Source organism: Chelatococcus reniformis (genome assembly GCF_014640075.1).
GTDB lineage: Bacteria > Pseudomonadota > Alphaproteobacteria > Rhizobiales > Beijerinckiaceae > Camelimonas > Camelimonas reniformis.
Window position 1 is genome coordinate 121,072 of the sequence record NZ_BMGG01000009.1, and the last position, 21,178, is coordinate 142,249.

Here is a 21,178-nt window from a genome sequence, read left to right on the forward strand (position 1 = left end):
TTCTGGATAGAGAGGCAACGGATCATGGGCACGGCCGGTTCCGGAGGTCCGGCGGCTCCTTCGTGGTCGCGCGATCCGAGCGAGCGCTATGCGCTTGTCAGCGGTGCGGATGGGCCGGCGATGACGACGACGTGCAGCCTCCGGGGGCCGTGGGCCCCCAGCAGCAACGTGCGCTCGATGTCGGCCGAGCGGGACGGGCCGGTGATCCAGTTGACGGTGCGCGGCATTTCGACGCCGCGCAGCCTCGCCCAGACGTCCTCGTAGTGACCGACGAGGTCGCGCGCGTCCAGCACGACGACGTGGTTGTCGGGCAGGAAGTTCAGGGTCGTCGGATTGGCGTGCCCCGAGACCATGACGAGCGTGCCGGTCTCGGCCACGCCCGCATAGGCGTGGCTGACCGCGTTGAGGTCGCCGCCGGCGCTCGGCCCCACGGCGACGGCAAGGGCCGTCTCCTGCCAGGGCATCGCCGCGAGCCGTGGATCATCGCCCATGCGCACTGTGGCCGGCAGGTTCTGGTCGCGCAGATAGGCGGCGACGGCCAGCGGCACGTCCGCCGCGCCGGCGACGAGCGCAACTGTCGCCTGAACCGCTTCGGCATAACGTCTGAACAGGGCGATGCGCTCGGTACCGGTCACGTCACCGCGCTGCGGTACGATGCCGGGTGCGGCGCGCTTCAGTCGCTCGTCAACGGCCGCGCGCCGCGGCGCTTCACGGCCGCTCACCCCGAGCGATCGTCGGATGTTGCTCAAGATCTCGTCGCGTCCGCTGCTCATCGGGGCTGTGTCCGTCTCTGCATCGGGTGGCACGGCTCAGGCACGGCCGCCCCGCTCGCCGCGCCAGCGCGCCTGGAAGGTTGCTCCTTCCGGCGCGGGAAGATCGCGGTACTCCGTCCATCCCCCGGCGAAGGGCAGCCTGCGGAACCTGCCGCGGGCGCGGCCGGCGTACGCAAGCATTCCCATGGCGGCTCGCGTGACGAGGCGGTACAGCCTCGGCCGCTTGGCGAAGAATGCCCAGAACGCCAACCCGCTGCGGGTCGCCGCCGGGGTCAGATGGCGCTCGAACTCGCGCTCACGCCAATGCCGCATCAGCTTGGGCAGGGGAATGCGGACCGGGCAGACCTCTTCGCAACGGCCACAGAAGGTCGATGCGTTGGGCAGGTGAGCGGCCTTGTCGACGCCGATGAGCGAAGGGGTGAGTACGGCGCCGATCGGGCCTGGATAGACCCAGCCGTAGGCATGGCCGCCGATGCTTTCGTAGATCGGACAGTGGTTCATGCACGCGCCGCAGCGGATGCAGCTGAGCACGTCGCGGAAGCTGGTGCCGAGCATCGCCGAGCGGCCGTTGTCGAGCAGCACGACGTGGTAGGCGCCCGGGCCGTCCACATCGTCCGGGCGGCGCGGGCCGGTCGAGAAGGTGGTGTAGACCGATATCTCCTGCCCCGTCGCCGAGCGGGCCAGGACGCGCAGCAACTGGGCGCAGTCCTCGAGCGTCGGCACGACCTTCTCGATGGAGGCGAGCACGATATGCGCCTTCGGCAGCGTTTGGGTCAGATCGCCGTTGCCTTCATTGGTCACGATGACCGAGGTGCCGGTCTCGGCAATCAGGAAGTTGGCGCCGGTGATGCCGACGTCCGCCGCCAGGAACCGTTGGCGCAGCACCTGGCGCGCCTCGGCGAGCAACGTGGCCGGCTGCGAGAGGTCGCGGTCGCGGGGCAGGTCGGTGTGGACGCGGCGGAAGTCGGCCTCGATCTGCTTGGCGCTGAGGTGCAGCGCCGGCCCGATGATGTGCGAAGGCATCTCGTGGCGCAGCTGGATGATGTACTCGCCCAGGTCCGTCTCCACCGGCACGATGCCGGCCTGCTCCAGGTGATCGTTAAGCCCGATCTCCTCGGCGATCATGCTCTTGCCCTTGGTCACCGTCTTGGCATCGAGCGACTGACAGAGCGAGGTGATGATGGCGCGCGCCTCGGCTGCGTCGCGCGCGAAGTGCACTTGGCCGCCGCTCGCCGTGACGGTGTCGACATAGCGCTCCAGATAGAGGTCGAGGTGCGCCAGCGTGTGGTGCTTGATATCGCGGGCCGAGTCGCGCAGCGCTTCGAACTCCGGCAACTGCCCGGCCGCCTCCCGGCGCCGCGCGGCGAAGCCTTCGCGCATGCCGCTCAGGACGGATTGCAATTGCGCGTTCGCCAGGGCCTGGCTCGCGTTGGCCTTGAAGGACGGAGACGTGACGGGGGCGACCATGGGGCCTACCTTCGACTAGAGCGTTTTCGAGCGAAGTGGACACCGGTTCGCGTGAAGAAAACGCGATAAATCAAACAGATAGAGCGCTTCGGCGATTCGAAGAAACGCGGAAATGCTCTACCGTGCTGCCGGATGGGGTCCGGCCGATCCGGGGGACATGCTCCGCCTTCTCGAAACCGCGGTGCCGCGCGACCGGAAAGGCACCCGACGCGCGTCACGATCGGTGTTCCGCGGGCTTGGGGGCGCCGATCGGCGGTGCCTCGGTCGTCCCCGCCAGCACCTCCGCCACGTGCCGCACGGCGATGGCGTGTCCCTCCCGGGAGAGTTTCCCGGCCATGTTCATGAGGCAGCCGAGATCGCCCGCAAGCAGCATCGAGGCGCCCGTCTCGACGGCGCGGCGCGTCTTCTGAGCGACGATGGCATTGGAGATCTGCCCGTACTTGACGGCGAACGTGCCGCCGAAGCCGCAGCAGGTGTCCGCATCCGTCATCTCGACGAGCTCCAGCCCCTTGACCGAGGCGAGCAGGCGTCGTGGCTGAGTGGAGATTCCCAGCTCGCGCAAGCCGGAACAAGCGTCGTGGTAGGTGGCGATGCCCTGGTATTCGGCATTGACGGTGGTGACGCCGAGCACGTCGACCAGGAAGCTGGTCAGCTCCCATGTCTTGGCCGCCAGCGCGCGCGCTTTGGGTAGCCAGTTCGGATCGTCGGCGAACAACTCCGGGTAGTGGACGCGGATCATGCCCGCGCACGATCCCGACGGCGCGACGACGTAGTCGAAGCCCGAAAAGGTGCGAATCATCTGCTCGGCAATACTGCGCGCATTGGCACGATCACCGGAGTTATAGGCAGGCTGCCCACAGCAGGTCTGGCTCGGGACCTCGACGCGGCAGCCAGCCTGCTCGAGCAGCTTGACGGCGGCGAAGCCGACCGAGGGCCGCATCAGGTCGACGAGGCACGTGACGAACAGGCCGACGCGGGGCCCGCTGGTCTTTGGCATCCGTACTCCTCCAAACCTCGTGTGCGGTCTGCCCTACCGGGTGCGGCGCGACTGAAAGGGCCGATCCGAGCGGGGCGCTGCCGTTCGGCAGCCTGGACTCGTTCTATCCGATCAGATGAGCATATCTGACCGGTAAATGCGCGGATCGCGCGCCGTGCGGATGGGAGGCCACGGCGACGGCCATCCCGTTCCGTGCGGCGCCGGCCTTCACGAGCCCGTCTTGCCGTCGGCGCCGAAGCGCTTGAGGTAGGCGACGAGATCGTCGATGTCCTTGTCGTTCTTGATGCCGACGAAGATCATCTTGGTTCCGGGGATCTTCGCCTTTGGATCACGGATGTAGTCCTTGAAGGTGGCCTCGTCCCAGGTGAGATCCGACGCCTTGTTGGCTGCCGAGTAGCTGTAGTTTGGGGCGGTGCCGGACTTGCGGCCGATCAGGCCGTTGAGCTCCGGGCCGACGAGGTTGCGGGCGCCTTCGCCGATCTGGTGGCAGGCTCTGCACTTCAAGAAGACCTTCTCACCCGCCGCGGCGTCCTGGGCGAAGGCCGGGCTCGCCCCAGCGAGCAGGCCGGCGAGCACGAAAGCGGCAGTCAAGCGATGCATGGTCGGAGGTCTCCTGCGGCGCGCGACGCTCCGGGCGCATGGTGCCGGAGCGGGGTCTGGCGATCAGATGACGACGTCTGATCGGGCATGCCGGGGCGGTCGGTGCACGCCAGGCCGCACTGCGGCCGCACCCGGGGCGATCGCGTGCCCTTAGCATCCTGGAACCATTCCAGCGAGGCGGCATTTGTCGCGGTCAGACCGGCCATCACCGTCGGCGGCGGTGGGAGAGAGGCACCCGATCGCAGGGCAGGATTGGGAAGAAGGCGGTGCGCGTGGAAGGGGCAGGGGGGCGTCCGGCCGGGTGCGACGCACTGCGCACGGGCAGCAGACTCCGGCCCTGCGAGGCTCGGACCGCGGGATGCTCAGAGCGATCCGCCGGCGCGAAGGACAGCATGCCGGCCCCGCTTCCACCCAAGCGCCCGCGACGCGGGGGACGGCCCAACTCTCGTGCCAAACACATTCCATTGTCCGCCCACATGCGCGCACGCGAGCGGAACAACACTCCAGTCCCTGGCCGCGACAGCCGGCCCGGCCGCTGCCCGAACCGTCGCGCGGCCGGCGGGACGTTCGCCCGCCCGCGCCCGTGTGTCAGCCCTTGGCCGATAGGCCCGCGGGGAGGGCGCCGTTCGCCTTGGCCGAGACGGATCGGGTCGCCGCCTTCTTGGCAGCCGGCTTCTTCGCTGCGGCCGGAGCCTTGGTCTGGGGCGCCTTCGCTGCCGCTGCCTTGGGGGGCTTGGCGGGCGCGCTGACGTTCGTCGCCTCCGTGGCAGCCGCTGCCTTGGCTGCGGGCTTCTCAGCGGCCTTAGGCGCGCTCTTGGATGTGCTCTTAGAAGCGCTCTTGGGGGCGGTCTTCGCAGCGCCCTTGGGAGCGGCTTTCGCGGCTGGCTTGGCCGTTGCTTTCGCGCCCTTGGCCGTCGCCGGCTTGGCCGTAGCAGATTTGGCCGCAACAGACTTCGCCGCCACAGACTTCGCCGCAACTGGCTTGGCCGCGGCAGGCTTGGCCGCGGCAGGCTCGGCGGCGGCAGGTTTCTTGGCGGCAGGTTTCGTGGCGGACTTGGCCGTGGAGGATTTGGCCGTGGCAGGCTTTGCAGCAGCCGGCCTGGCGGCCGGCGCCTTGGCGGCCGGCGCCTTGGCGGCCGATACCTTCTTTGCCGAAGACTTGGCAGACGAGACCTTGCCGGTCACGGCCACGGCAACGGTGGCCTTGGCTTCCTTTACCTTCGCCGTCTTCTTCTCGGCAGACTTCGCGGCCTTCGCGACCGCAGGCTTGCTATCCTTCACACTCTTCGCCGCTTTGGTGGCCTTCTTCTCAGCTGCCGTCGAGGTGAGGGGCGCGTCCTTTGCGGCCGTCTTCTTGCCAGCCGCCTTCTCGCTTCCTTTTCCCATGTCGCTGAACTCCGTTCGCCTGTGGGGAGATGATCGATTGGCTCGCGGTTGCCCTTCCCGACCAAGCCAGCGTCCCGTGCGCCGGGCCCGGACGCCTGTCACGAAGCGCTACGGAAGACCTTTCCACTTTCAAGGGTTTTCGTATTCGCGCGCTTCGAGAGTAGGTTAGCATGCTTTACGAAGTGTTTCCAAATGACTTACTTTCGCGCGCTTGCGTCATCGCCGTCGTGCTGCGGCGGTGCATCTCTTGTATTTGAGGGGCCTAGTATATGAGAGTGTTCAAATTTCATGGCGCCCCGATGGCAAAGGATTGAAATCGATTGCTTTAGGGTGATGCCAAAAACCGCCGATGCGCACACGCGCCTCGCCCAGATAGAACTGAAATGTTCCATCGATTTGCAATGAACGTTGAGGTGAAAGCGCGGCCATTACCATGAATATAGAAGTCGACGGAAGCAATCGTATGCGTCACGCTTAGGTCTGACGTGCTGCGTTCGCCGCGGGGTCGATCTCGGGCCGGCGCCCATCCGCCGATCCGGTAGCGGCCGGCAAGCCCGAATCGTTTGCCGGCGCTGGCCGTCGGACCCATTGCCGCCCCTCTCCATGGTGCCGCATGCGGGCGGGGCACGCCTGCGCGCGACCGGCCGTCGCCGTCCGTGCGCATTTGAGACGTCCCCGTCTCGCCATGGCTGGCAAATGCGGTGGCCGCCCTTATCTAGGGGATGTTTGCGCCGGAGCGCAGGGGACGCGCGGCCAAACATGATGAGGGAGAGCGTAAGATGAATCCGCAGGAACGCGAGGTGATCACCGGGATCTTTGACCGCCTCAAGCAGGCGGAAAGCGCCCCGCGTGATCCGGAAGCCGAACGCTACATTGCCGATCTGGTGGCGAGGCAGCCCTACGCGCCGTATGCCATGGCGCAGGCTGTCTACGTTCAGGAGCATGCGGTGCGCGAGTTGAGCGAGCGCAGCCAGGGGCTGGAGGCGCGCGTGCGCGACCTCGAGCAGCAGTTGGCGGCTCAGCCGCAGCAAGGGAGCGGCTTTCTCTCGGGCCTCTTCGGCGGCGCCCGGCCAGAGGCTGTGCCTCAGCGGACCAGCGTGCCGCCGACGGGCGGTCAGCAGGGATGGCAGCCCGATTATCAACAGCAGGGTAATCCGCAGCCGCAGCAGGGTTATCCGCAGCAGGGCTACCAGCAGCCGCCAGCCCAGGGGCCTTGGGGCGGCCAGCAGGCCCGGCAGGGAGGCCCCTGGGGTGGCGCGCAGGCGCCCGGCATGTTTGGCGGCGGCGGTGGCGGTGGCTTCCTGAAGGGGGCGCTGGCCACCGCGGCGGGTGTTGCAGGCGGCGCCCTGCTGTTCGACGCGGCGAAGGGAATGTTCGGCGGCAACTCGAGTGCGACAGCGGCCGAAAGCTCGGGCTCCGGTTCCGGTGACCCGGCTCAGGCTGCTTCGAGCAACGATGCGGCCAACACCGCGTCGTTGCAGGACTCCGATTTCGGCGATCCCAACATCCAGGATGCGTCGCTGGATGACAGCGACTTTGACGCGGGCGGCGGCGACGACTGGATTTGACGATCCGTCGCGGCAGCACCGCGCGGGACGAGCGCTTCGCGATTGGGTGGAAGCACCCAATCGCCGGGAAGCGCCTCCAGGTTCAGAAGGCTATGAGCATTTCTGTGCCATCATTCCAACGGCGAAAGCATAGCCTCCCGCTCGGACGATCCGGGCGGGAGGCTGCGCGGCGGGGTCGTCACAACACGACGACGCGGGTCCCGACCCCCACGCGCGAGTAGAGATCCACGACGTCCTCGTTGGTCAGACGGATGCAACCGGACGAGACGTTGTGGCCGATCGTGTTCGGTTCGTTGGTGCCGTGGATGCGGTAGAGCGATGAGCCGAGATAGAGGGCACGGGCGCCGAGCGGGTTCTCGGGACCGCCTTCCATGTGGACCGGCAGATCGGGACGACGCTTGCGCATCTCCGCCGGCGGGCGCCAGTCCGGCCACTCGCGCTTGGCGCTGACGGTCTGGACCCCGCGCCACTGAAAGCCCTCGCGTCCGACGCCGATGCCATAACGGACCGCCGTGCCGTCACCCTGGACCAGGTAGAGATACTTGCGTCGCGTGTCGATGACGACGGTGCCGGCACCGTGCCGGCCGGGGTAGGCGACGGTTTGCCGGCGAAATTGCGGCGCAATCTCCTGCTCGGTGGACTCGATCATGCTGTCGTCCGGCAGCGAGGCCATGCCGCCACCGTAGTAGCCGCCGCCGATGTACTGGCCGTCCAGCGGCGGCGCCGTCTCGCGCGGCCCGCCGCTCAGCGCGCGCAAGTCGTTGGGCCCGTAGGTGCGTCGCGGCGCCGGCCGGCTCGGGCGGCGTGGCTCGTCGTAGCCGTCCGGTCCCGGGCCGTAGTCGTAACCATCGTCGCTGTCGGCGCCGGGTGGCGGCGCGCCCCAGAACTGCGCCTGGGCTGCCGTGGGGAGCGCGGGTACTCCCGCGAGCAGGATCAGGAGACCGAGCTTGATTCCGGGCGTCATCGTGGTGTCTCGACCTCGTTCCTCGCGTGTCTGTCGGAGAAGGGCCCCAAGGGCCCCTCGATTTGGCAGGGTGGGCAGAAAAGACGCCGAAACCTTGGCAGCAATGGCAGCGGACCTGCGCTGCACCCCGCGAACGCCCCGCCGCGCCCACGGTATTCCGCCGTCGTCCTATGCGACTTGCCGGGCCGCCTTGCGCAGGGCCTTCAGCGAGTCGCGCGTCTCGGTCCACACCTGCGGGCCGACGGACGCCTCGATCATGTCCTGAGCCTTCTTCCAGAGGGGCAGGGCGCGGGCCAGCGCAGCCCGGCCCTCAGGACTGAGCTCGTAAGCCACGGCGCGACCGGTGCCCTCGCGCGGAACGATGAGGCCGGCTTCCCTCAGAAGCTGGAGATTGCGGGTCAGCGTCGTCCGCTCGAACGCGAGCCGGTCGGCGAGGGTGCTGATCGAGCCGCAGATGCCCTGCTCGATGGCGGCGAGCAGCGACAGCTGCGTCACCTTCAGTCCGGACGGGCGCAGCAGCTCGTCGTAGACCCGCGTGAGCGCCCGCGCGGTCATGCGGGTGTGCAGGCATGCGCAGACGCGCCCCAGATGGGCAATGGTCGCGTTGTTCGCCGGCCGTGCGGGCTCGGCGGCCGTCTCGGGAGGCGTCGTGTTCATGCTATGACGATGGGTATGCAAATGTGTTGCCGTCAAGTGCTCGCAGCGGCAAGCGGCAGATCGCAAGGCTGAAGCTATCCGATCATCAGGCGGCGCAGCCAAACGCCCGCCGCCGCAGCCGCCTGCCAGGCGCTCGCGGCAGGCTCAGCGTCTGCCCCCGACTCCGCTTGACAACCCATGGCCCGATGCCTAATTCGGCAGTGCCGTTAGCACTCATCAACGGACAGTGCTAGTAGCAAGATTTCTGGACATATGCGCCTCACGGCGCTCCATCAAGAGGACACGGTCCCATGAATTTCCGTCCGCTGCATGATCGCGTCGTCGTCCGTCGCATCGAGGGCGAGGAGAAGACGAAGGGGGGCATCATCATCCCCGATACCGCCAAGGAGAAGCCGCAAGAGGGCGAGATCGTGGCTGTCGGCCCCGGCGCCCGCGACGAGGACGGCAAGCTGATCGCCCTCGATGTCAAGGCCGGTGATCGTGTGCTCTTCGGCAAGTGGTCGGGCACCGAGGTCAAGATCGATGGGGAGGACCTTCTCATCATGAAGGAGTCCGACATCATGGGCGTCATCGCCGCCTGAGCCTCGGATCCGATCATTCCCCCAAATTTTCCTGAATTGGAGTAGGCAATGGCTGCCAAAGACGTAAAGTTTTCTGCCGACGCGCGTGAGAAGATGCTGCGCGGTGTGGACATCCTGGCCAACGCGGTGAAGGTGACGCTGGGTCCCAAGGGCCGCAACGTCGTCATCGAGAAGAGCTTCGGCGCTCCGCGCATCACCAAGGACGGCGTCACCGTCGCCAAGGAGATCGAGCTCGCCGACAAGTTCGAGAACATGGGCGCCCAGATGGTGCGCGAAGTGGCCTCGAAGACCAACGACATCGCCGGTGACGGCACCACCACCGCGACCGTTCTGGCCCAGGCGATCGTCAAGGAAGGTGCCAAGTCGGTCGCCGCCGGCATGAACCCGATGGACCTGAAGCGCGGCATCGACCTCGCCGTCATCGCGGCCGTCAAGGACATTGCCGCCCGCGCCAAGAAGGTGAAGGACTCGGCCGAGATCGCCCAGGTCGGCACCATCTCCGCCAACGGCGACGCCTTCATCGGCCAGGAAATCGCCAATGCGATGCAGAAGGTCGGCAACGAGGGCGTGATCACGGTCGAAGAGGCGAAGACCGCCGAGACCGAGGTCGAGATCGTCGAGGGCATGCAGTTCGACCGCGGCTACCTCTCGCCGTACTTCATCACCAATGCCGAGAAGATGGTCGCCGACCTCGAGGATCCCTACATCCTCATCCACGAGAAGAAGCTGTCGTCGCTGCAGGCGATGCTGCCGGTGCTCGAGGCCGTCGTGCAGACCGGCAAGCCGCTGGTGATCATCGCCGAGGACGTGGAGGGCGAGGCCCTTGCCACCCTCGTCGTCAACAAGCTCCGTGGCGGCCTCAAGGTCGCGGCCGTCAAGGCGCCGGGCTTCGGTGACCGCCGCAAGGCCATGCTCGAGGATATCGCCATCCTCACCGCCGGCCAGACCATCTCGGAAGACCTGGGCATCAAGCTCGAGAACGTGACTCTCCAGATGCTCGGCCGCGCCAAGCGCATCCGCATCGAGAAGGAGAACACCACGATCATCGACGGCGCCGGCAACCGCGCCGACATCGAGGGTCGCGTCGGGCAGATCAAGGCTCAGATCGAGGAGACCACCTCGGACTACGACCGTGAGAAGCTCCAGGAGCGTCTCGCCAAGCTCGCCGGCGGTGTTGCGGTGATCCGCGTGGGCGGCGCCACCGAAGTCGAGGTGAAGGAGAAGAAGGACCGCGTCGATGACGCCCTCAACGCCACGCGCGCGGCGGTCGAGGAAGGCATCGTTCCCGGCGGCGGCGTCGCTCTGCTGCGGGCCAAGGCTGCCGTCCAGGCACTGACCTCTGACAACTCCGACATCCGGGCCGGTATCGCCATCGTCGCCAAGGCGCTGGAGGCACCGATCCGTCAGATCGTCGAGAACTCGGGCGTGGAAGGCTCGATCGTCGTCGGCAAGATCAGCGAGAACACCTCGCCGACGTACGGTTTCGACGCGCAGAAGGAAGAGTACGTCGACCTGATCCAGGCGGGCATCGTCGATCCGGCCAAGGTCGTGCGCACGGCGCTCCAGGACGCGGCCTCGGTCGCCGGCCTGCTGATCACCACCGAGGCGATGGTGGCCGATGCGCCGAAGAAGGACGCTCCTCCGCCGATGCCCGGCGGCGGCGGCATGGGCGGCATGGACTTCTGAGCCATCCGCGACGTCCGGAGCCGGCTTGCCGGCTCCGGGCCAACAGACGCAAAGAAGCCCCGGAGCTCGCTTCGGGGCTTCCTTGCGTCTGGGAACGCTGAAGCTGGAGATTTGGAACCGTCGGAACGGCTCCGCTCCATGGGCCGATCCCATCCCATCAGAGCCGATCCGGGGCCGGAGGCGCGGCGCCGCGCCGGTTTGCCAACCTTCGCCGAAGCGCCTAGAACGGCTGCCGACAATCCCCTTCTGTGGAACCAGCAGGCCCTCCATGAGCGATCACAGCGATCACATCGACAGCCCGATCGGCGGCATCTTCGTCTCGGGCGTCCTCGGCCTGATCATCTGTCTGGTCCTCGGCCTGCATACCTTCATGAGGTGATGTCCGTGGCCGGCTGATGGGCGGGCCGAGACCGGCCAGGCCGGTGAGCTACCGCCCGAAGATGCCCTTCAGCCGCTGCGCGAAGGAATTGCGCCGCTTCTTGCGCTCCAGCTCGTCCGCATCCCGAATCCAGGCGATCTGCACGACCCGGCGTTCGCCGACGAACGGGCGGTGGCCGTGCCAGGAGTTGTCGGCCCGCAGGAAGCCGAAGACGGTGCCCATGACCGGCGGCACCTCGACCTTGTAGGGCTCGAAGTTCTGCCCGTCATAGAGCACGCGCAGACGGCCGCCGTCGCCCGCGTTCCAGGCATCGTTCATGTAGACGAGCATGGTCATGACCTTCGACGGCCCGTCGGTGTGGATAGCACCGTACTTGGGCTGCGACTTCTTCATGATCGTGGTCAGTCGGGGGAAGGTCGTCAGATCCTGTCCCCACTTTTCCGAGATCACCCGGGTCAGCTCGTCGCTCTCCAGCTCATCGATCAAGGTCTTGAAGGTGCCCTTGAGCTGCACCTCGTCGACGGTGAGGTAGCCCGGCTTATCGATGTTGGGAAAATCCCGGCGCAGGTCGTCGATGGCTTCGGACTTCAGCAGATTCTCGCCCAGGAAGTAGTCATAGGGCTCGTTCGACTGGGCGGCGGTGCGGATCGCCGCGGGGTTGATCAAGGTCAGCGCCATGAAATATCTCCTCTTGCGCCTGCCCCCGGCATTGGCCGACTGGCCCGGGCCGGTTGATCGAGGGGGCGGCGGAGCGAAAATCGGGCGAATTCCCGTCGCGGCGCCCGGCGGGGCGGTCGCGGAAGATGCGCCAGCGTGGTGGAGGTGAAGTTCCTGTCCTTTTCAAGGCGTCAGTGTTCGGAAGATCGAGAAAGGCCCTGAATTCAAGGGGTTCTAATCTGCCTAGAGCATTTCCCGATCAGATGGAATCATCTGATCGGTTAGAAATGCTCCAAGTCTTTAATCTGGAGCGCTTCTTGATCGGGTGGTTGCACCCGATCAAGAAGCGCTCTAGCCGAGCGCCGCGTGTCGCGGCTATACCGCCGATGACCCGGCTTCGACAAGCGCATCGGCCGCGCGGTCGCGCCCGAGCGGGTGCGGCGCCGGGCAGCGGGCCGCGCTCACTCCAGTCCGCCCGCCTCCGTACTGCCATGTTGCAGGCCTTCACCGCTCTCTGCATTTTGTTGTTGCCGCCGGTGTTGGCATCCGGCCCGAGCGTCCCGCCCTTTCTCGCTCGCCCGGCGCGGCCCGCCGCGGCGGGCCCATGACCGGAACCACCGCCCGATGAACGCATTGAAGCAGGCCCTGGCTGACATCTGGCGGCTGATCTGGCCTTATTTTGTCTCGCGCGAGCCCACCGAGGTCCGGATCTGGCCGTTCGGCACGTTCCGCACCCAGGAGCGCGTCGTCGGCCTTGCGCTGGTGATCGTCGTCATCGCCATCGAGTTCGCTCAGGTCGCCATCAACGTGCGCCTGTCCTACTTCAGCCGCGATTGGTTCAACGCCATTCAAAACAAGGACGCCGCGAGCTTCTGGACGCTCTTGTTCACCGTGTTCGTCGTCTGGGCGGTGATCTATATCGCCAGCGCCATCTACCAGTATGCCCTGCAATCGTATCTGCGCATCCGCTGGCGGCGCTTCCTGACGCGTCACTTCATCGATCGTTGGCTCGACGACAACGCCCACTATCACATGCAGCTGTTCGGGCAGGGCGCCGACAATCCCGACCAGCGCATCCAGGAGGACATCGACAGCTTCATCATGCGCACGCAGAGCCTGACGCTCGGGATCCTGTCGTCGGTCACGACGCTGTTCTCGTTCTCCGTAGTGCTGTGGGAGCTGTCGGCCGACTTCACGGTGCCGGGCACCGACTGGCGCATTCCAGGCTTCCTGGTCTGGGGTGCGCTGATCTATTCCGTGCTCGCCACCTGGCTCACGCACAAGATCGGCAGGCCGCTGATCCGGTTGAACTTCGAGCAGCAGCACTACGAAGCCGACTTCCGCTTCTCGCTCGCGCGGCTGCGCGAATATGCCGAGCAGGTGGCGCTGATCGGCGGCACGGGGGCGGAGAAGGAGCGGCTCGGGCAGCGCTTCGCCAACGTGATCGGCAACTTCTACGCCATCGTCAGCCGCACCAAGAAGCTCACGGCCTTCACCTCCGGCTATTCCCAGGTCAACGCGGTCATCCCCTACGTGCTGGTGGCGCCCTATTATTTCGCCAACAAGATCACGCTTGGTGGCATGCAGCAGACCGCGGGCGCCTTCGCGCGGGTGGAGAGCACGCTCTCCTTCTTCGTCAGCGCCTATTCGACGATCGCCGACTACAAGGCGGTCGTCGACCGGCTGAACACCTTCGATGCCGCGCTCAACCGCGTGCTCGCCCTGCACCGTCGGGAGCCGCGGATCCTGCGGGCCGCCGCGGAGCAAGGACGCCTGGCGGTCGAAGATCTGGAGCTGCGGCTGCCTTCGGGCACGCCCATCGTCCGCGTGCCGCACCTGCGCTTCGAGCCCGGTGAGGCCGCCCTGCTCACTGGCCCGTCGGGCTCGGGCAAATCCACACTGTTCCGCGCCATCGCGGGCATCTGGCCGTTCGGCGAAGGCCGGGTGCTGCTGCCGGAGGATCGCAGCGTGTTGCTGTTGCCCCAGCGGCCCTACATCCCGATCGGGCCGCTGCGCGGAGCCGTGGCCTATCCCGCGGCGAGCGACGCCTTCGATGACGGGCGCATCCGCGAGGCCTTGGGCACCGCCCATCTGCGCCATCTCGTCGGCCGCCTGGACGAGGAGGGGCATTGGGCCCAGACGCTGTCGCTCGGCGAGCAGCAGCGGCTCGCCGTGGCGCGCGCCCTGCTCGCACGGCCCGACTGGCTGTTCCTGGACGAAGCGACGGCCGCCCTCGATGAGGGCCTCGAGGAGATGATCTATCGGCTCATCGGCGAACATCTGCCGGCCACCACCGTCGTCTCGATCGGCCATCGTTCGACACTGCGCGCCTTCCATGGACGGCGGATCGACATGGAGGCGGACGAGACCGGCGTGTTCGTGCCGCGCGATGTAAAGGCCGTCGTGGCCTGAGCGCAGCCTGATCCACACCGGAGCGGTTCACGCTGGTGGGATCGCCCAAGCGCAGGAGAGGCGATCCAGACCGAGATCCGGTGAGCATCTCTGCGCCGATTGGGGGCTCCCGCCCCGCGGCGCGGCGCGGCGCGGCGCGTCAGCGGCACTCTGTGCGGGTGACAGCGGGCGGGCGGGACGCTAAGCGGGGCGGAGGCCTCCCCGTCGTTCCCCGTGCCTCGGCGAGGCGTGATGCCCTCGCGATCTCCTCACACCGCGTGCCTTTGCTGATGTTGTCCCGCGCCTTTCGCCGCCAACGCACCGTCCTTCTGTCCCGGCGCCTGTGGCTGCGGCGCTTCGTGTTCTTCGCCGGCGCACTGGTCGTCGCTCTCCTGGGGGTCGGCTTCGCGCTGGCGTCCGATCAGGCGAGCGACCTCTACAGCTATTGGACGACGCTGCTGCCCACCTGGGCGCGGTTCATCATCACGCCGCTCGCCTACGCCATCTGCGCGCTGGCGGTCCTCAAGCTGTTCCCAGGCGCGCAGGGCAGCGGCATCCCACAGGCCATCGCCGCCAGGCGTAGCGACGACGAGACCCATCGCACCGCTTTGCTCGGCGGCCGCGTCGTCGTCGGCAAGATCCTGCTCACGCTCACGGCGCTGGCGGCCGGAGCCTCGGTCGGCCGCGAAGGACCGACGGTGCAGATCGGTGCGAGCGTCATGCTGTTTGCGGCGGGCTTCGCCGGCCTCGGGCGCCAACGCGGCCTGGTGCTCGCCGGTGCCGGCGCCGGCATTGCCGCGGCCTTCAACACGCCGCTGGCCGGCGTGCTCTTTGCCATCGAGGAGATGGCCAAGGCATTCGACAAGCGCATCACCGGCTTCATCATCGCCGCCGTCGCCATCGCCGGCCTGGTGACAATCATGCTGGTCGGTGACTACGACTATTTCGGACGCGTGAGCGAGCACCTGACGGCGCCGCGCCAGTGGCTGGCGGTACCGCTGTGCGCCATCGTCGGCGGTCTGTTCGGCGGTATTTTCAGTCGGCTGGTGATTGGCATCACGCTTCGCCAGATTCCCCTTGCCGCGCGCCTGAAGCGCCGGCCCCTGCTGTTCGCGCTCGGCTGCGGCCTGATTGTTGCGGCGCTGGCCTATGCCACCGGCGACTACGCCGCCGGCACCGGCTATGCCCCGACCCGCGCGCTGTTCGAGGGCGGAGAAGCGGTGCCCTGGTGGTACCCCTTCGCCAAGCTGGTGACGACGCTGCTGTCGTCGGTCTGCGGTATCGCGGGCGGCCTGTTCTCACCGTCGCTGACGGTCGGCGCCGGCTTCGGCGCGGTGCTGTCGCCGCTGCTGCCGGACGTGCCGCTGCAGATATTCGCGCTGCTCGGCATGGTCGGCTACTTCGCGGGCGTGGTGCAGGCGCCGCTGACCGCCTTCGTGATCGTCATCGAGATGACCGATGACAGCCGCATGGTCGTGCCTGTCATGGTAACCGCGCTGATGGCCGCGGGCTTGTCGCGGCTGATCTGCGCCGACCCGATCTATCACGCGTTGGCGGCCGAGTTCGAGCGCAAGGCGCCACCGCGGCCTGCGCAGGACCTGTCCTTGGATAGCCGGAAGGTGCTGCCATGACGGCGTTCAGATGGAGCGGTCGAAGCGGATCTCGCCGGAGGGGCCCTTCACCACCAGCTGACCGCCGACCATGTCCCACTTCTGCGAATAGCGCAGCGCCGACAGGAAGGCGTTCTCGCTCGCCATCGTGTCCTTGTCGCAGGAGCGCCGCGTGAGGGCGAGCGGGCCGACCGCGATGCCCTGCTCACGCAGCGGGAAAGCCACCGCCGAATAGGTATTGCAGCCGGCAAAGCCGCGGGCGCGGAACTGCTGGTCCAGGATGAAGGCTGGACGGTCCTTGCCGAACGGCTTGCCGTTCAGACTAACGGCGAGCCAGGACTTGCCGAGCGGAAAGGTCTTGTCGTTGGGCTTGGCGGGGATGCCCTCGGTCTGCGGCGCGTTCTGGTTGCCGCCGCCCTTCTGCCGGAACTGGGCCGAGGCGGGGACGGCCAGCAGGCCGGAAAGGCAAAGAGTAGCCATTGTCGCTATGGCAACACGAATAATCTTCACCGGTCTAACTCCTCAGGTGGCCGGTCGGGAGCGGGATCGCTCCGCGCGGCTCCGAACAGGATGGCAGCCGTCAGCGGCGCTGCGCGTGACGCTGGAGAGATGCGCCGGGGCGCAGAAGCCCTCCGTGCACGGCAAATGCGTGACTTGCAAGCGGTTGCACCGGAGACGTGGCAATCCTGTGACATGCGGTGCGGTTTGTTGTCGATGCCCCGAGGCGCATTTCCTGCCCGAAGACATCATCTGGCGCGCGGACACGCTCCAATTTATTGAGTTTGGATCAGTTCATGCCGAGGGGGCCCATCGATCGGAAGGGCGCTCTCGCATCCGGGTTCAGTCGCCGATTCGGGCGAAGAGCCGGTCGGCGAGCGGATTTCCCCTGCGGAAGGCGTAGTCCAGCCGCCGCACGCCGATATGGTCGGCTCCGGCCTGCGACAGGCGCTCGACGAGGCCGAAGACCGCCTTGCCCGGACACATGACGACGAGCGGCGCGCCGGAGGCGGGCCGTCCGTGGGGCAGGTATGCGGCGTAGTCCCGCTCCAGTTCACCGACCAGGCTGTCGACGAGCCCAGGCACCAGCGCCTGCACCTCGCGGTGCGTGCGGGCCAGTTCTTCGGCGGCGATGCGGGTGAGGATGGTGCGCGCCACCTCCCGAGTGCGTGCGCTCCAGGAGGCGCGCATCGCCGCGACGAGGTTCGCCTCCGACCGCAGCATGGTGCCGTCGTCGAGCAACTTGAGGGCGTTGGCGGCGAGCGTCGCCCCGGTCGTGGTGATGTCGACAATGATCTCGGCGGCGCCTGCGGCCGGTGCCCCCTCCGTGGCGCCGGGGCTCTCGACGATGCGGTAGTCGGCGATGCCGTGCTCGGCGAAGAAGCGCCGCGTGAGATTGACGTATTTGGTTGCCACGCGGAGCTTGGCGCCGTGCCGCACGCGCATGGCCGACGCCACGTCGTCGAGATCGGCCATGCTGCGCACGTCGATCCAGGCCTGCGGCACGGCGACGACGACGTTGGCGTGGCCGAAGCCGAGCGGGGTCAGCAGCTCCACGGCCGCGTCGGCATCGAGCACGTTCTCGCGCACCAGATCCTCGCCGGTGATCCCCAGGTGCGCGCCCCCGGACGCCAGCTGCGCGACGATCTCCGAGGCGGACAGGAACAGCACGTCCACGTCGGCGAGGCCGCGGATGGTGCCGCGGTAGTCGCGCACGCCCCGCGACTGCACCAGGTCAAGGCCGGCGCGGGCGAAGAAGGCGGCGGCATTCTCCTGCAGCCGCCCCTTGGAGGGCACGGCGATGACGAGCGGGGCTGCGGCGTCCGGCGCGGTCATGCGAGGCCTCCCTTGCCGGCGGCGCCCGCGCCGAGGCGGTCGAGCCAGAGCGCACCGCCGACGGCGGGAACGGCGCTGGGAGCGCCCAGATGCTCGAGCAGCCCGTCGTAGCGGCCACCGGCCGCCACCGGCCGCCACTCGGGCCGGCGGGGGTCGGTTACCTCGAAGATGAAGCCGGTATAGTAGTCCAGGTTGCGGGCGAACTCGGCCGAGAAGGCGATACGTTCGACGCCCATGCCGCGTGCGGCCATGAATCCGGTCCTGGCCTCGAAGGCGTCGACGGCGCGGCCCAGGTCGAGGCTGGCGTCGGCCGCCAGCTTGCGGATCTGGATCGCCGCCGCGTCCGGGTCGCCCCGCACCGCGAGATACCGTTCCAGGATGGCCTTGGCCTCGCCGGCCGGCGCGTCGGCGCGCCGGGCCGCGCGGGCGAGGAAGCGGTCGGCGATCTCGCCGGCCGTGCGGCCGCCGACGGTGCTGATGCCGGCGATGTTGAGCACATCCTCGACGAAGGCGCGCGCGGCCTTCGGGTCTTGGCCTTCGATCGCCGTCAGCAGGCCGGCGTAGTCGGCCCCGTTGCCGCCGTTGGCATCCGCTTCCAGCGCCGCGATGCCGCGGCCGGCGGTGACGCCGCGCAGCACCCGGCGCTTGGTCGGCGCATCGAGGCCGAGGGCGTCGATCAGCCCGGTGATGAGGGCCATGTCGCCGAGCACGATATGCGGTTCGGCCAGGCCGAGCTCAGCGCAGGCCTCCAGCGCCAGGCCGATCACCTCCGCGTCCGCCGCCTCCCGATCGGTGCGGCCGAAGGATTCGATGCCGGCCTGCAAGAACTCGCCGCTTTCGCCGGCGCGCAAGCGGAACACCGGGCCGAGGTAGGAGTGGGCGACCTTGCCGCCGGCAGGTGCCTCTGCGAGCACATGGCGGCAGACCGGAATGGTGTATTCCGGCCGCAGGCAGAGCTCGTCGCCGTCGCCGCTCGTGGTCACGAACAGCCGCCGCCGGATGTCCTCGCCGGACAGGTCGAGGAAGGCATCCACGGGCTGCAAGATCGGCGGCTCGACGCGGCGGTAGCCGGCGCGGGCGAACAACGCCAGCAACTCGTCGGTGGTTGGGGTCGGCATCGTCACGTCCAGGGTCGGAGCGCCGAGGCGGTTGTGGCGCTCTGTCAATCAGCGTCGTCTAGCAGCGTTGCATGGCCGAGGCGACGCCTTTGCGGCGGCAGGGTGAACGGCCGGGTCAGCCGCGCTGGCGGGCGAGCACGCCTTTCACGGCGTCGACCAGGCCGGCTTCCGGCACCGAGAACTGCGCTTCGGCCTGCCTGGCGAGATAGGTCTCGCGGTCCTTGATGGCGCGGATCTCCGCACCGAGCTTCAGGTCCTTGAGGGTGACCTCGCCCTTCTCCTTTTCGTTGGAGCCCTGGATCACCACGCAGGGGCTGGCGCGCCGGTCCGCGTATTTGATCTGGGCCTGCATGCCGGACGAGCCGAGGTAGGCCTCGGCCCGGATGCCGGCGCCGCGCAGGGCGCCGACCATGCGCTGGTAGTCGCCCATGCGCTCGCGGTCGAGCACCAGCACCACCACCGGGCCGGCGGTCCCAGCGCCGCTCACCAGCGGGCTCTTGATGGCTTGCAGGGCCGCCGTCAGCCGCGACACGCCGATGGAGAAGCCGGTCGCCGGCACGTCGTCGCCGCGGAAGCGGCCGACGAGGCCGTCGTAGCGGCCTCCGCCGCCGACCGAGCCGAAGCGCACCGGGCGGCCGTCCTCGTCGGTCACCTGGAAGGTGAGCTCGGCCTCATAGACAGGGCCGGTGTAGTATTCGAGGCCGCGCACGACCGAGGGATCGATGCGCACGCGGTCGGCGTAGCCGGCCGCTTCGACCAGCCGGGCGATCTCGGAGAGCTCCTGCCCGCCCGCCTGATCCATCGCGGTCAACTTCGCGCAGATGTCGCCGCCCTTGCCATCGACCTGCGACAACGCAACGACGGTCTCGATCTGCCCGTCATCGAGCCCGGCACCCTTGGTGAAGTCGCCGCTCTCGTCCCTGCGGCCGGCACCGAGCAACGCCCGCACGCCGTCGACCCCGAGCCGGTCCAGCTTGTCGATGGCGCGCAGCACCGTGAGGCGTCGGCCGGCGTTGTCGTCGCCGCCGAGCCCGATGGCGTCCATAACCCCATCGAGGACCTTGCGGTTGTTGACCTTGATGACGTAGTCGCCGCGGGCGATGCCCAGCGCCTCCAGCGTGTCGGCGGCCATCATGCACACCTCCGCGTCGGCCGCGACCGAGGCGGCGCCGACGATGTCGGCGTCGAACTGCATGAACTGGCGGAAGCGGCCCGGGCCCGGTTTCTCGTTGCGGAACACCCAGCCGCCGCGGTAGCTGCGGAAGGGCTTGGGCAGCGCATCGAAGTTCTCGGCCACGTAGCGGGCAAGAGGGGCGGTGAGGTCGTAGCGCAGCGACAGCCACTGCTCGTCATCGTCCTGGAACGAAAACACGCCCTCGTTCGGCCGGTCGAGGTCGGGCAGGAACTTGCCGAGCACGTCGGTGTATTCGACGAACGGCGTCTCCAGCGGCTCGAAGCCGTAGAGGGCATAGATCTCGCGGATCTTGGCGAGCATCGTCTCGGTCGCGGCGATCTCCGCCGGGCCGCGGTCGACGAAGCCGCGCGCCAAGCGCGCCTTGGGTCTATCGGGGCGGATGCTGGACATGCGTCCGATTAGCGCTTCGGCCGGCGCCGGGCAACAGCCGCGGCGGCCACAGACCTACGCGACCGCCTCGACGCGCGCGGGCTGGCCCGACCAGTGCCAAGCCATGGTCGGCCGTGAGACGCCGAGCATCACCCCGCCGAGAGACCCCGGATGCAGCCACAGCTGGTCGGCCGGTGCGTCCTCGGCGCGCCCGGCCGGGCGGTCGACCGTGAGGCCGGCGCCCGCTGTCCTCGCCCGCGCTTCGATCTCGCCGATGTGGCGGCTTTCCCCGAAGGCCATGTAGAGCGCCGGTCCCAGCTTGGCGAGCTGGCGGGCCATGGTGGTGCCGTCGCGGGTCGGCGCGATCACCTCGAACCGATGCAGCGCATCGGGCCTGAACAGGGTCAGGAGGCCGTCGTAGCCGAACCGGTCGGAGGTGATGACCACCTCGTGGCGGCGGTCGATGCCGAGGGTCTCGGCGAGGCGCGCCACCGCCGGCGCATAGCCGTCGTTGAGCAGCGTCGCCTCGTACAGGATGTCGATCAGGCCGACGCTCGGCCGCTCGGCATGGGGCGAGACGACGAGGTTCAGCCCGGGCACGCCCAGCATTTCGCCGGCCAGATGGATCTGGCCGCCCTCCGTAAGATGGCCGATGCCGCGGCGATCGAGCCGAGCGGCGAGCCCACCGAGATCGCTGGTGGAGGCTCCCGCGGCGAACAGGTGCGGTCCGTTGCGCCGGGCGAGCGCGTCGGCGACGGCGCCGGCGCCGTCCGCTTCCAGGAGCTCGACGAATCCCTGCGCGATCCGCAGGCGCGAGCGCCTGGCACTCAGCCCTGGCAGCCGGTCCTCGTCCGCCGGTTCCGCGCCGAGCAGGCTGGTCCAGGCGTGGGCCGCGGCGCCGCGATCGGCGACGGCAATCTGGATGCGGTCGATCTCGACGAGCATGT

Annotated in this window: 19 protein-coding genes; 6 read left to right on the forward strand and 13 right to left on the reverse strand. The window is 68.2% G+C overall.

The window, feature by feature from the left end:
* Positions 1 to 86: 86 nt before the first annotated feature.
* The 4 genes from IEW34_RS23310 to IEW34_RS23325 all read right to left on the reverse strand — a co-directional run bounded on the left by IEW34_RS23310 (position 87) and on the right by IEW34_RS23325 (position 3,837).
* Positions 87 to 773, reverse strand: coding sequence for a LutC/YkgG family protein (locus tag IEW34_RS23310; RefSeq protein ID WP_188611630.1), 687 nt, complete (start codon positions 771 to 773; stop codon positions 87 to 89).
* Positions 774 to 809: 36 nt separating this feature from the next.
* Positions 810 to 2,240, reverse strand: a complete 1,431-nt coding sequence (locus tag IEW34_RS23315; RefSeq protein WP_188611631.1) for a LutB/LldF family L-lactate oxidation iron-sulfur protein — start codon at positions 2,238 to 2,240, stop codon at positions 810 to 812.
* Positions 2,241 to 2,454: 214 nt separating this feature from the next.
* The gene (locus tag IEW34_RS23320; protein ID WP_188611632.1) at positions 2,455 to 3,237 is read right to left on the reverse strand and encodes a (Fe-S)-binding protein; all 783 of its coding nucleotides are present in this window, start codon (positions 3,235 to 3,237) and stop codon (positions 2,455 to 2,457) included.
* 207 nt (positions 3,238 to 3,444) lie between these two features.
* Entirely contained in the window at positions 3,445 to 3,837 is a 393-nt protein-coding gene (locus IEW34_RS23325) for a c-type cytochrome (protein WP_188611633.1), read from the reverse strand.
* 631 nt (positions 3,838 to 4,468) lie between these two features.
* Between IEW34_RS23325 and IEW34_RS23330 the strand changes: the two genes are divergently transcribed.
* Positions 4,469 to 5,392, forward strand: coding sequence for a hypothetical protein (locus IEW34_RS23330; RefSeq protein WP_188611634.1), 924 nt, complete (start codon positions 4,469 to 4,471; stop codon positions 5,390 to 5,392).
* Between the two features lie 110 nt (positions 5,393 to 5,502).
* On the opposite strand, the gene IEW34_RS23335 is transcribed toward IEW34_RS23330, so the two are convergent.
* Positions 5,503 to 5,658 carry a hypothetical protein gene (locus IEW34_RS23335; protein WP_188611635.1) on the reverse strand — a complete coding sequence of 52 codons (156 nt, stop codon included), beginning with the start codon at positions 5,656 to 5,658 and terminating at the stop codon, positions 5,503 to 5,505.
* Between the two features lie 344 nt (positions 5,659 to 6,002).
* Here IEW34_RS23335 and IEW34_RS23340 point away from each other — a divergent pair, with 344 nt between their 5' ends.
* Entirely contained in the window at positions 6,003 to 6,791 is a 789-nt protein-coding gene (locus tag IEW34_RS23340) for a DUF2076 domain-containing protein (protein ID WP_188611636.1), read from the forward strand.
* Positions 6,792 to 6,969: 178 nt separating this feature from the next.
* On the opposite strand, the gene IEW34_RS23345 is transcribed toward IEW34_RS23340, so the two are convergent.
* Complete coding sequence (locus IEW34_RS23345; RefSeq protein WP_188611637.1) at positions 6,970 to 7,755, reverse strand: L,D-transpeptidase; 786 nt, start codon at positions 7,753 to 7,755, stop codon at positions 6,970 to 6,972.
* Positions 7,756 to 7,923: 168 nt separating this feature from the next.
* Complete coding sequence (locus IEW34_RS23350; RefSeq protein ID WP_188611638.1) at positions 7,924 to 8,412, reverse strand: MarR family winged helix-turn-helix transcriptional regulator; 489 nt, start codon at positions 8,410 to 8,412, stop codon at positions 7,924 to 7,926.
* Positions 8,413 to 8,702: 290 nt separating this feature from the next.
* Here IEW34_RS23350 and groES point away from each other — a divergent pair, with 290 nt between their 5' ends.
* On the forward strand, positions 8,703 to 8,993 hold the full coding sequence (gene groES, locus IEW34_RS23355; protein ID WP_188611639.1) for a co-chaperone GroES: 291 nt from the start codon (positions 8,703 to 8,705) through the stop codon (positions 8,991 to 8,993).
* A gap of 48 nt (positions 8,994 to 9,041) precedes the next feature.
* On the forward strand, positions 9,042 to 10,679 hold the full coding sequence (groL, locus tag IEW34_RS23360; RefSeq protein ID WP_188611640.1) for a chaperonin GroEL: 1,638 nt from the start codon (positions 9,042 to 9,044) through the stop codon (positions 10,677 to 10,679).
* 427 nt (positions 10,680 to 11,106) lie between these two features.
* On the opposite strand, the gene IEW34_RS23365 is transcribed toward groL, so the two are convergent.
* On the reverse strand, positions 11,107 to 11,736 hold the full coding sequence (locus IEW34_RS23365; protein ID WP_188611641.1) for a 2OG-Fe(II) oxygenase: 630 nt from the start codon (positions 11,734 to 11,736) through the stop codon (positions 11,107 to 11,109).
* 603 nt (positions 11,737 to 12,339) lie between these two features.
* On the opposite strand from IEW34_RS23365, the gene IEW34_RS23370 reads away from it, so the two are divergent.
* On the forward strand, positions 12,340 to 14,127 hold the full coding sequence (locus tag IEW34_RS23370; RefSeq protein ID WP_188611642.1) for an ABC transporter ATP-binding protein/permease: 1,788 nt from the start codon (positions 12,340 to 12,342) through the stop codon (positions 14,125 to 14,127).
* A gap of 269 nt (positions 14,128 to 14,396) precedes the next feature.
* Positions 14,397 to 15,737: a chloride channel protein gene (locus IEW34_RS23375; protein ID WP_188611643.1), complete on the forward strand. Its 1,341-nt coding sequence runs from the start codon at positions 14,397 to 14,399 to the stop codon at positions 15,735 to 15,737.
* Positions 15,738 to 15,743: 6 nt separating this feature from the next.
* On the opposite strand, the gene IEW34_RS23380 is transcribed toward IEW34_RS23375, so the two are convergent.
* The 5 genes from IEW34_RS23380 to IEW34_RS23400 all read right to left on the reverse strand — a co-directional run bounded on the left by IEW34_RS23380 (position 15,744) and on the right by IEW34_RS23400 (position 21,176).
* Positions 15,744 to 16,226, reverse strand: a complete 483-nt coding sequence (locus IEW34_RS23380) for an META domain-containing protein (RefSeq protein WP_244642162.1) — start codon at positions 16,224 to 16,226, stop codon at positions 15,744 to 15,746.
* A gap of 330 nt (positions 16,227 to 16,556) precedes the next feature.
* The gene (hisG, locus tag IEW34_RS23385) at positions 16,557 to 17,549 is read right to left on the reverse strand and encodes an ATP phosphoribosyltransferase (protein ID WP_188611645.1); all 993 of its coding nucleotides are present in this window, start codon (positions 17,547 to 17,549) and stop codon (positions 16,557 to 16,559) included.
* On the reverse strand, positions 17,546 to 18,667 hold the full coding sequence (locus IEW34_RS23390; protein WP_188611646.1) for an ATP phosphoribosyltransferase regulatory subunit: 1,122 nt from the start codon (positions 18,665 to 18,667) through the stop codon (positions 17,546 to 17,548). Before IEW34_RS23390 ends, hisG begins: the two co-directional genes overlap by 4 nt.
* A 115-nt stretch (positions 18,668 to 18,782) precedes the next feature.
* Positions 18,783 to 20,252, reverse strand: a complete 1,470-nt coding sequence (gene hisS, locus IEW34_RS23395) for a histidine--tRNA ligase (protein WP_188611647.1) — start codon at positions 20,250 to 20,252, stop codon at positions 18,783 to 18,785.
* 54 nt (positions 20,253 to 20,306) lie between these two features.
* Complete coding sequence (locus IEW34_RS23400; RefSeq protein ID WP_188611648.1) at positions 20,307 to 21,176, reverse strand: VOC family protein; 870 nt, start codon at positions 21,174 to 21,176, stop codon at positions 20,307 to 20,309.
* Positions 21,177 to 21,178 lie beyond the last annotated feature (2 nt).

What these genes read in the sequence shown, in the direction of transcription:
- groL (WP_188611640.1), top strand. Translation starts at nt 9,042, where the DNA reads ATGGCTGCCAAAGACGTAAAGTTTTCTGCCGACGCGCGTGAGAAGATG.
- IEW34_RS23320 (WP_188611632.1), bottom strand. Translation starts at nt 3,237, where the DNA reads ATGCCAAAGACCAGCGGGCCCCGCGTCGGCCTGTTCGTCACGTGCCTC.
- IEW34_RS23365 (WP_188611641.1), bottom strand. Translation starts at nt 11,736, where the DNA reads ATGGCGCTGACCTTGATCAACCCCGCGGCGATCCGCACCGCCGCCCAG.
- IEW34_RS23310 (WP_188611630.1), bottom strand. Translation starts at nt 773, where the DNA reads ATGAGCAGCGGACGCGACGAGATCTTGAGCAACATCCGACGATCGCTC.
- IEW34_RS23400 (WP_188611648.1), bottom strand. Translation starts at nt 21,176, where the DNA reads ATGCTCGTCGAGATCGACCGCATCCAGATTGCCGTCGCCGATCGCGGC.
- IEW34_RS23315 (WP_188611631.1), bottom strand. Translation starts at nt 2,240, where the DNA reads ATGGTCGCCCCCGTCACGTCTCCGTCCTTCAAGGCCAACGCGAGCCAG.
- IEW34_RS23370 (WP_188611642.1), top strand. Translation starts at nt 12,340, where the DNA reads ATGAACGCATTGAAGCAGGCCCTGGCTGACATCTGGCGGCTGATCTGG.
- IEW34_RS23340 (WP_188611636.1), top strand. Translation starts at nt 6,003, where the DNA reads ATGAATCCGCAGGAACGCGAGGTGATCACCGGGATCTTTGACCGCCTC.
- groES (WP_188611639.1), top strand. Translation starts at nt 8,703, where the DNA reads ATGAATTTCCGTCCGCTGCATGATCGCGTCGTCGTCCGTCGCATCGAG.
- IEW34_RS23390 (WP_188611646.1), bottom strand. Translation starts at nt 18,667, where the DNA reads ATGCCGACCCCAACCACCGACGAGTTGCTGGCGTTGTTCGCCCGCGCC.
- IEW34_RS23325 (WP_188611633.1), bottom strand. Translation starts at nt 3,837, where the DNA reads ATGCATCGCTTGACTGCCGCTTTCGTGCTCGCCGGCCTGCTCGCTGGG.
- IEW34_RS23375 (WP_188611643.1), top strand. Translation starts at nt 14,397, where the DNA reads ATGTTGTCCCGCGCCTTTCGCCGCCAACGCACCGTCCTTCTGTCCCGG.
- IEW34_RS23350 (WP_188611638.1), bottom strand. Translation starts at nt 8,412, where the DNA reads ATGAACACGACGCCTCCCGAGACGGCCGCCGAGCCCGCACGGCCGGCG.
- hisS (WP_188611647.1), bottom strand. Translation starts at nt 20,252, where the DNA reads ATGTCCAGCATCCGCCCCGATAGACCCAAGGCGCGCTTGGCGCGCGGC.
- IEW34_RS23335 (WP_188611635.1), bottom strand. Translation starts at nt 5,658, where the DNA reads ATGGTAATGGCCGCGCTTTCACCTCAACGTTCATTGCAAATCGATGGA.
- hisG (WP_188611645.1), bottom strand. Translation starts at nt 17,549, where the DNA reads ATGACCGCGCCGGACGCCGCAGCCCCGCTCGTCATCGCCGTGCCCTCC.
- IEW34_RS23345 (WP_188611637.1), bottom strand. Translation starts at nt 7,755, where the DNA reads ATGACGCCCGGAATCAAGCTCGGTCTCCTGATCCTGCTCGCGGGAGTA.